The sequence below is a fragment of the Haloarcula sp. CBA1122 genome, from assembly GCF_009741785.1.
In the GTDB taxonomy this organism is placed as follows: domain Archaea; phylum Halobacteriota; class Halobacteria; order Halobacteriales; family Haloarculaceae; genus Haloarcula; species Haloarcula hispanica.
Genome location: NZ_WPCB01000102.1, coordinates 1 through 2,110, shown reverse-complemented (window position 1 = coordinate 2,110; position 2,110 = coordinate 1). Strand labels below are relative to the sequence as shown.

General features: G+C 69.1%; 3 protein-coding genes. All 3 read left to right on the top strand.

Annotation, left to right across the window (positions count from 1 at the left end):
* Positions 1 to 249: HEAT repeat domain-containing protein (locus GJ630_RS19315; RefSeq protein ID WP_197427670.1), on the top strand; the 249-nt coding region annotated here is incomplete at its 5' end.
* A gap of 2 nt (positions 250 to 251) precedes the next feature.
* Complete coding sequence (locus tag GJ630_RS19310) at positions 252 to 1,490, top strand: P-loop NTPase (protein ID WP_191450766.1); 1,239 nt, start codon at positions 252 to 254, stop codon at positions 1,488 to 1,490.
* Positions 1,491 to 1,662: 172 nt separating this feature from the next.
* On the top strand, positions 1,663 to 2,110 hold a 448-nt coding region (locus tag GJ630_RS19305), incomplete at its 3' end, for a trimeric intracellular cation channel family protein (protein ID WP_371727982.1).

The window sequence follows — 2,110 nt, the reverse complement described above, 5'->3', positions numbered from 1 at the left end:
CAGACGCCGCGACGACGCGAGCGGGTCCGCGAGTGGGCCGCCCACATGCTCGGCGGCGTCGACGAGGACCGCGCCCGCGAGCGACTGCAGGAACTCACCGACGACCCGGCCACCGTGGTCCGCCAGACCGCCGAGCGGTCGCTCGACGTGGACCCCGGACGGTTCCGGCGGCAGTTCGGTGGTGCGCTGGAGAACGACGCCCGACTGCTGCCCGGTGAAGACAGACTCAATCGGATGCCCGACCTCTGACGATGACTGACGGAACGCCCACCACACTGACCGACCGCATCGAAGCCGCACTGCGAGACGTGCGCGACCCGAACGCCGACCTCTCCGTGTTCGACGCGGGCTTCGTCGAGAACATCGACGCGGCCGACGGCGAGGTGACCATCGAAGCCGACCTGACCGCGCTGGACGGCCAGACAAGTACGCAGGTCGTCCAGGCGATGCTCCACGCGGTTGACGACGTGGACGGCGTCGACAGCGTCCACGTCGAACGGACGACGCCATCGAGCGAGGGGCAGGCCGGTGTCGAGTCCTTCGACCACGTCGTGGCCGTCGCCAGTGCGAAAGGCGGCGTCGGCAAGTCCACGGTCGCCACGCACCTGGCCTGTGCGCTGGCCGCCGACAACGACGTGGCGCTGTTCGACGCCGACATCCACGGGCCGAACGTCCCCGAACTGCTGGAGGTGAGCGGCCCGGTCCACTCCAGCGAGGAGGGCGACCCGCTCCCGGTCCGGGCGGGCGACATGGACGTGATGAGCGTCGGCCTGATGGAAAGCGGCGCGCCGCTGGCCTGGCGCGGGGCGATGGCCCACGACGCGCTTGAGGACCTCTTCGAGAACACCGCATGGCGCAACGACGAGATACTGGTGCTTGACCTGCCCCCCGGAACCGGTGACGTGGTGCTGACGACGCTGCAGGAGGTCCCCGTCGACGGCGTGGTCGTCGTGACGACGCCGTTTCACGCCAGCGTCAGCGACACCAGCCGGACGGTCGAACTGTTCCGCGACAACGACGTGCCGGTCCTGGGAACCGTCGTCAACATGGCAGAGTACGTCTGTGACTGCTGTGGCGAACCGAACGATCTGTTCACGGGCGACGCGCTTTCGGACCTCGATGCCGAGGTGCTGGCCGACCTCCCGTTCTCGCACGACCTGCAGGGGACGCCAGCACCCGGCGACGTGCCCAGCGCGGTCAGCGATTTGGGCGACGCCGTGTCCGACGCCCTCGACACCGCCGGCGAGGTGGGCGTCGACCCGACCGCCGATATCCGGGGCCTGCCGCCACAGGAACGCAAGGATCTGGTTCGAGAGCAGTTCACCGCGCTGGACAGCGGCGAGTCGTTCGTCCTCGTCAGCGACCGCGACCCGACGCCGGTCGGGCAGTTCCTGGGCCGGCTCGCGGAGGCCCCGCGAGAAGCCTTCGACCCGTTCGAGGTCCGCCGAGCGACACCGTCCGACTGGGTGCTGGAGACGGTCAAGCCGTGAGTACGGTCGCTGGCAGTCGACAGTGATAGCCAGGGACATACCTCGCGGGCAGGACTAAAGGCATAATTGTCCGCACCCGTAGTAGTAGCATAATGACCGCGAAACTCGTGACAGCGGGTCGACTCGGTCGGGTTCGCTCATGCGCCGTGCCCCAGCGGGCCGGAGGGGGAGCGTGACCGACCCGTTTGCGGTGATGAACGCTATCGGGCTGGTCGGGTTCGCGTTCGTCGGCGCGGCGAAGGCTGTCGAGGAGCGCTACGACGTGTTCGGCGTCACGGTCGTCGGCGTGATGACGGCACTGGGTGGCGGGACGACGCGGGACCTGCTGTTGAACCGCGTTCCGAACTCCCTGCAGTCGCCCGGCGAGGTCGCCCTATCACTCCTTGGTGTCACCGCCGCTGTTCTGTTCGTGCATTTCCTCGACGACGGCCACCAGCATCCGGTCGTCCTGACGGCCGACGCCATCGGGCTGGCGGCGTTCACGACCACCGGAGCGCTGCTGGGCCATCAGGCCGGCCTCCCGGTGTTTGCCGTCGTCGCGCTGGCGACGGTCAACGCGGCCGGCGGCGGGGCGATATCGGACCTGCTGCTGGGCCGGACGCCGTTCATCCTCCGCGAGG